Below are 7,637 nucleotides of genomic sequence, written 5' to 3' on the forward strand. Positions count from 1 at the left end.
AGTAGCTACCCTCGCGCTACCGCGTGTCTTGGCATTGTCGTGCGTAGTGACCGAGAGGGAAGCCGGGCCATTCAGACTAAAATCAGCGTGTCGTTTTTGACCGCGTCTTTCGTTCTTCGCGTACTTTTTTTTCCGCACAGTACAAGATTGCTTGATCGAAAGGTCAACGCCGTTCAGACTACCGGTTCATCATTTGGAGCCACACCATGAACATCGTTGAAGAGCCTGTAGTAGACTTCGATTCACAACTGCTGTTGAATGCTCTTACGGCCCTGGGCCAAGGAGATTTCAGCGTTCGCGTCCCGACTGGCCTGGCCGGCGCGAATGGCTCGATGGCTGTCATTGTCAACGAGATCATGGAAACAAGCGCCCAGCGTGAGCGTGAGCGTGAGCGTGAGCGCGCCGCGGAAGATGCGCTTGATTCGCGCCAGCTCGTCACTGCCTTGGTCGCGCTGCGCCGCGGTGATTTCTCCGTTCGGCTGCCGTCCGACCTGACTGGCATGCATGGCAAGATAGCCGACACGCTCAACGAGATTATTGAAAATTCTGACAAGATCGCGCAAGAAATCGTCAGCGTCAGTCGCATCGTCGGCCACGATGGCCGCCTACTTCAGCGCGCGACGCCGCCTACCGTTGGCGGCGGCTGGGCCACCATCATCAATTCTGTCAACGCCCTGATCGACGACCTGGTGCGGCCGACCACGGAAATGGCACGCGTCATTGGCGCCGTGGCGAAGGGCGATCTGTCCCAAAACATGGCATTGGAAGTGGATGGCCGCCCTTTGCGTGGCCAGTTCTTGCGTGCGGCGACCACCGCCAACACCATGGTGGACCAGTTGTCGTCGTTTGCCTCCGAGGTGACGCGGGTGGCGCGGGAGGTGGGTACCGAAGGCAAGCTGGGCGGCCAGGCAAACGTACCGAACGTGGCCGGCACCTGGAAAGACTTGACCGACTCGGTTAACTCAATGGCCGGCAACCTCACGTCGCAGGTGCGTAACATCGCGGAAGTGACTACGGCAGTGGCAAACGGCGACTTGTCCAAGAAGATCACCGTCGACGTACGTGGGGAGATTTTGCAGCTCAAGGACACGATCAACACCATGGTGGACCAGTTGCGGTCGTTCGCATCGGAGGTTACCCGGGTGGCGCGCGAGGTGGGTACCGAGGGCAAGCTCGGCGGCCAGGCTTACGTGCCGGGCGTGGGCGGCACCTGGAAGGACTTGACCGACAACGTGAACTTCATGGCATCTAACCTGACAGGGCAGGTTCGCAATATTGCCGAGGTGACGACAGCGGTGGCGAACGGTGACCTTTCCAAGAAAATCGCAGCCGATGCCAAGGGCGAAATCCTGCAGCTCAAAGACACGATCAACGTTATGGTGGACCAGCTGTCATCCTTTGCTTCGGAAGTGACCCGCGTCGCGCGCGAAGTGGGTACCGAAGGGAAGCTGGGCGGGCAAGCGCAAGTCAAGGGCGTGGGCGGTACCTGGAAGGACTTGACCGACTCGGTGAACTCGATGGCCGGCAACCTCACGGGCCAGGTGCGTAACATCGCTGAGGTAACGACCGCGGTAGCAAATGGCAACCTGTCGAAAAAGATTACGGCCGATGCCAAGGGCGAGATTCTCGAGCTCAAGAATACGATTAACGTGATGGTGGACCAGCTATCCTCGTTCGCTTCCGAAGTCACGCGGGTGGCGCGCGAAGTCGGCACCGAAGGTAAACTGGGCGGCCAGGCGCAGGTGAAAGGCGTCGGCGGTACCTGGAAAGACTTGACCGAGAATGTCAATTCGATGGCCGGTAACCTCACGCGCCAGGTGCGTAATATCGCGGAGGTGACCACGGCAGTGGCCAACGGCGACCTGTCGAAAAAGATTACGGCGGATGCCAAGGGCGAAATCCTCGAGCTGAAAGACACGATTAACGTCATGGTGGACCAGCTGTCCTCATTCGCCTCCGAGGTGACACGCGTCGCGCGCGAGGTGGGTACCGAGGGTGAGCTGGGCGGGCAGGCCAACGTGCCGGGCGTCGCCGGAACCTGGAAGGATTTGACCGACTCCGTCAATTCGATGGCGGGTAACCTGACCGGGCAAGTACGAAACATTGCGGAAGTCACGACGGCGGTGGCGAATGGCGACTTGTCCAAGAAGATCGCTGCTGACGCCAAGGGCGAGATCCTGCAGCTGAAAGACACGATCAATGTGATGGTGGACCAGTTGTCCTCATTCGCGTCGGAAGTCACGCGCGTGGCGCGAGAGGTCGGCACCGAGGGCAAGCTGGGCGGCCAGGCAAACGTGCCCGGCGTTGCCGGTACTTGGAAAGACCTGACCGACTCGGTCAATTCGATGGCAGGTAACCTCACTGGCCAGGTGCGAAACATTGCCGAGGTGACGACTGCGGTGGCAAACGGCGACTTGTCCAAGAAGATTGCGGCTGACGCCCAGGGCGAGATCCTGCAGTTGAAAGACACGATCAACGTCATGGTGGACCAGCTGTCTTCGTTTGCATCGGAAGTGACGCGCGTCGCGCGCGAAGTGGGTACCGAGGGCAAGCTCGGCGGCCAGGCGCAGGTGAAAGGCGTGGCGGGAACATGGAAGGACTTGACGGACAACGTGAATTTCATGGCGTCGAACCTGACCGGCCAGGTCCGCAACATCGCCGAGGTGACGACTGCGGTGGCAAACGGCGACTTGTCCAAGACGATTACCGCCGACGCGAAAGGCGAGATTCTCGAGCTGAAAAATACGATTAACGTCATGGTGGACCAACTGAACTCGTTTGCGTCAGAGGTGACGCGTATGGCGCGCGAGGTGGGTACCGAAGGAAAGCTGGGCGGCCAGGCGAACGTGCCGGGTGTCGCCGGCACTTGGAAGGACTTGACCGACTCCGTGAACTCGATGGCGGGTAACCTTACAGGCCAGGTGCGAAACATCGCCGATGTGACGACCGCGGTGGCAACGGGCGACTTGTCGAAAAAAATCACGGCTGATGCAAAGGGCGAGATCCTGGAGCTGAAGAACACCATTAACGTGATGGTCGACCAGCTTTCTTCGTTCGCATCCGAAGTGACGCGTGTGGCGCGCGAGGTTGGTACGGAGGGCAAACTGGGTGGCCAGGCGCAGGTGAAGGGCGTCGCGGGTACCTGGAAGGATTTGACCGACAACGTGAACTTCATGGCGTCTAATCTGACTGGTCAAGTACGTAACATCGCCGAGGTGACCACTGCGGTGGCGAACGGTGACTTGTCCAAAAAAATTACTGCCGACGTCAAAGGCGAGATTCTCGAAATGAAGGACACCATCAACGTGATGGTGGACCAGCTGTCTTCATTCGCATCGGAAGTAACGCGGGTGGCGCGGGAGGTGGGTACCGAGGGTAAACTTGGCGGTCAGGCCAACGTGCCCGGGGTCGCGGGTACCTGGAAGGACTTGACCGACTCGGTTAACTCGATGGCGGGTAACCTGACTTCGCAGGTCCGTAACATTGCCGAGGTGACCACGGCTGTGGCGAACGGCGACTTGTCGAAGAAAATTACGGTGGACGTGCGCGGCGAGATCCTGCAACTCAAGGACACGATTAACACTATGGTGGACCAGTTGCGCTCCTTCGCGTCCGAAGTGACACGGGTGGCGCGCGAAGTAGGTACCGAAGGAAAACTCGGCGGCCAGGCAAACGTGCAGGGTGTGGCGGGCACATGGAAGGATTTGACCGACAACGTCAACTTCATGGCGTCCAACCTGACCGGCCAGGTGCGTAATATCGCCGAGGTGACCACGGCCGTGGCGAACGGCGACCTTTCAAAGAAAATCGCGGCCGATGCAAAGGGCGAGATTCTGGAATTGAAGGATACGATTAACGTGATGGTGGATCAGCTGTCATCCTTCGCCTCGGAGGTGACCCGGGTCGCGCGTGAGGTGGGAACCGAAGGGAAACTCGGCGGCCAGGCGCAGGTGAAGGGCGTTGGCGGCACCTGGAAAGACTTGACCGAGAACGTCAATTTCATGGCGGCCAACCTGACCGCGCAGGTGCGGGGTATCGCAGGCGTCGTTACCGCCGTCGCAAACGGCGACATGAAGAAAAAATTGACCGTTGCGGCGCAAGGTGAAATTGCATCGCTTGCTAACACGATCAATGAGATGACCGATACGCTGGCGGTGTTTGCGGACCAGGTGACGTCCGTGGCGCGCGAGGTCGGCGTCGAAGGAAAACTGGGCGGCCAGGCCAGCGTGCCAGGCGCATCCGGCACCTGGAAGGATTTGACCGAAAACGTCAACCAGCTGGCGGCAAACCTGACTACCCAGGTGCGGGCAATCGCAGAAGTCGCGACCGCGGTGACGCGCGGCGACTTGTCGCGTTCGATCCAGGTCGAAGCGCGCGGCGAGGTGTCGGATCTGAAGGACAACATCAACGAGATGATTCGCAACCTCAAGGAGACGACGCAAAAAAATGCCGAACAGGACTGGCTCAAGTCGAACCTGGCGCGCTTCACCCGCCTTCTGCAGGGCCAGCGCGATATCGAAGAGGTTACCAAGCTGATCCTGTCGGAGCTCGCACCGCTGGTCTCGGCCCACCATGGCGTATTCTTCATGATGGACGCTGACGGCGAGAAGCCACGCCTGAAGATGATCGCCAGCTACGGTTACCGTCCGGATAACGCGCTGCCGACTTCCTTTGCTCCGGGTGAAGGACTGGTGGGCCAGTGCGCCATCGAGAAACAGCGTATGTGGCTGACCAATGTCCCGCGCGACTACATCGTCGTTTCCTCGGGTCTGGGTTCAGCGCCGCCGACCAACATCGTGGTGCTGCCGATCCTGTTCGAGCAGGAGGTCAAGGCGGTCATCGAAATCGCATCGTTCGAGCGCTTTACGCAAACCCACATGGGCTTCCTCGACCAGCTGATGGGCTCCATCGGCGCCGTCCTGAACACGATCGAGGCGAACAGCCGTACCGAATCGCTGCTGACACAGTCGCAGTCGCTTGCGCAGGAATTACAGCAAACTAATCAGGAGCTGGCGGAGAAAGCACGCTTGTTATCTGACCAGAATAGCGAAGTGGAACGCAAGAACAGCGAGGTCGAACAGGCCAAGCTGGCGCTGGAAGAGAAGGCGACCCAGCTTGCGCTGTCGTCCAAATACAAGTCGGAATTCCTTGCCAATATGTCGCACGAGTTGCGCACGCCGCTGAATTCGCTGCTGATCCTGGCGCAGCAGCTCGGGGAAAATCCGGTCGGCAACCTCACGCCTAATCAGGTCGAGTACGCCAAGACAATCCATGGATCGGGCAGCGACTTGCTTACCCTGATTAATGACATCCTCGACCTGTCCAAAATCGAGTCGGGCACCGTCACGCTGGAAGTGAGCGAATCGCGCTTCCCGGTACTGGCAACCTACGTCGAGCGGACATTCCGCCACATGGCCGAGGCCAAGCTCGTCAAGTTCTTCATCCAGCTCGATCCGAGCCTGCCGCTGGCCATGATGACCGATACCACGCGTTTGCAGCAGATCCTCAAAAACCTGCTGTCAAACGCATTCAAGTTCACCGCTAATGGCGAGGTGACATTACGCATCGGTCTGGTCGAAAGCGGCTGGTCCCAGGACCACTCCTTCCTCAGCCGTGCCGAGTCAGTCGTGGCATTTTCCGTCACCGATACCGGCGTAGGTATCTCGGCCGATAAGCTGCAGCTCATTTTCGAGGCTTTCCAGCAGGCTGACGGCAGCACGGCGCGTCGCTACGGTGGCACAGGCCTGGGACTTTCGATTTCGCGCGAACTAGCCAGGTTGCTTGGTGGAGAAATTCGCGTCACAAGCGTCGTTGGAAGCGGCAGCACCTTTACCCTTTACCTGCCCTACAACCATGTCGGCTTCCATACGTATCAGCCTGCACATGAACATACCGAGCCGCGGATGTACGCTGAGCACTACGCGCCTGCCTTCGTGCCGAATGCGCACATTCCAGGCGTCCTGACGCTTCCATCGAGCAGCAGCAACCCGCAGGTCAATGTGCATGATCCCGACCTGGATGACCGCAACCTGATTCTCGCCGGCGACCAGTCGGTGCTGATCGTTGAGCACGACGCGGCTTTCGCCAACGTCCTTCTCTCGCAGACAAGGGCGCATGGCCTGCGTGGCATCGTGGCGTCTTCCGGCGAATCGGTCCTAACGTTGGCGCGCGATTACCTGCCGATTGCGATCCTGCTGGACCTGGATTTACCGGATACCGACGGGTATATGGTGCTCGACCGCCTGAAGCGCGATCCGGGCACGCGTCATATCCCGGTACATGTCATGTCGAGCATGCGTGAACGCGAACAGGCACTGCGCCAGGGTGCGATCTCCTATCTGAACAAGCCCGTCAAGCCGGAGCGCCTCGAAGGAGAATTCAACCAGATTCAACGCTTCATGAGCCAGACGCGACGCAGCTTGCTGATCGTCGAGGACGACGAAGTGCAGCGGCGCGACATCATGCAGCTGATCGGCGAGTCAGATTTGGAGCTCGTGTCCGCCGACACCGGCCGCGGTGCGCTCGATCTCCTGCGCGAGCGTCGCTTCGATTGCATGGTGCTTGACCTGAGCCTGCCCGACATGGATGGCTTCGCTGTGCTGGAGACCATCAGCGAAGATCCATCACTGCGTGACCTTCCGGTCGTGGTGTACACCGCGGCAGAACTGAGCCGAAAAGAGGTTGCCAAGCTAAAGCGCTTTGCCAAGACCATTGTCGTCAAAGATGCCCGTTCGCGTGAGCGACTGCTCGACGAAACGGCTTTGTTCCTGCACCGCTCCCCCGCACGCCTGCCCGACGAGCAGCGCCGCATGTTGGAAAAGGCGCATGCCGCCGAGGGTGACCTGGCCGGTCGCAGCGTACTGGTAGTGGACGACGACTTGCGCAATATTTTCGCGCTCAGCACCGTACTCGAGCGCTACCAGATGAAGGTGCATTTCGCCGAGAACGGCAAGGACGGTATCAAGATGCTGGAAGAGACACCGGGTATCGAGATCATATTGATGGACATTATGATGCCGGAAATGGATGGCTATGACACGATGCGGGCGATTCGCAAGATCGCTAAATTTAAGTCCCTGCCGATTATTACGCTTACCGCCAAAGCAATGAAGGGCGATCGCGACAAGTGCATTGCAGCCGGCGCCAGCGATTACATTACCAAGCCTGTCGATGTGGCCCAGCTCCTGTCCCTGATGCGCGTATGGCTAGGTCATTGAGCGCAAAGGACTTCACTGAAAACGACGCGGTCGCAATGTTGGAGACCGAGTTGTTTGCGGAGGCCGCGTATCGTCAGTACGGGGTCGACTTGCGCGGGTTCGAGCGAGAATGGCTATTGGGCCGGCTAACGGCATTTAACGAGGGTCGAACGACAGGGAGCATTTCGGCACTTCAGGGGGATATGCTGCGTGACGCGTCTGCGGCACGCGAGGCCTTCAGTTTTGTCAGCGCAAGCGACAGTACTTTCTTTACCAAGCCAACGTCTTTCATGGCATTGCGCTCTGCCGTGTTGCCATTGCTGCGATCGGTAAGCTGGCCAGTATTGTGGATCGCAGAATGTGCTGATTCTGCGTTCCTGATCCAGCTCGTCATCATGCTTGAAGAAGAAGGGCTTTTGTCGCGAACTGAACTGTTCGTGA

General features: G+C 59.0%; 1 protein-coding gene and 1 pseudogene. Both read left to right on the top strand.

Annotation, left to right across the window (positions count from 1 at the left end; genetic code table 11):
* The first annotated feature begins 206 nt into the window (after nucleotides 1-206).
* Nucleotides 207-7,217 (top strand): HAMP domain-containing protein, encoded by a 7,011-nt coding sequence (locus tag ACHAC9_RS24140; protein ID WP_435764306.1) that lies wholly within the window; start codon nucleotides 207-209, stop codon nucleotides 7,215-7,217.
* Nucleotides 7,214-7,637: pseudogene (locus tag ACHAC9_RS24145) on the top strand (hypothetical protein); the annotation flags it as partial. The gene ACHAC9_RS24140 and the pseudogene ACHAC9_RS24145, both read left to right, overlap by 4 nt.

The sequence above is a fragment of the Massilia sp. CMS3.1 genome (genome assembly GCF_051262535.1).
Classification (GTDB): Bacteria; Pseudomonadota; Gammaproteobacteria; order Burkholderiales; family Burkholderiaceae_D; genus Telluria.

What these genes read in the sequence shown, in the direction of transcription:
- ACHAC9_RS24140 (WP_435764306.1), top strand. Translation starts at nt 207, where the DNA reads ATGAACATCGTTGAAGAGCCTGTAGTAGACTTCGATTCACAACTGCTG.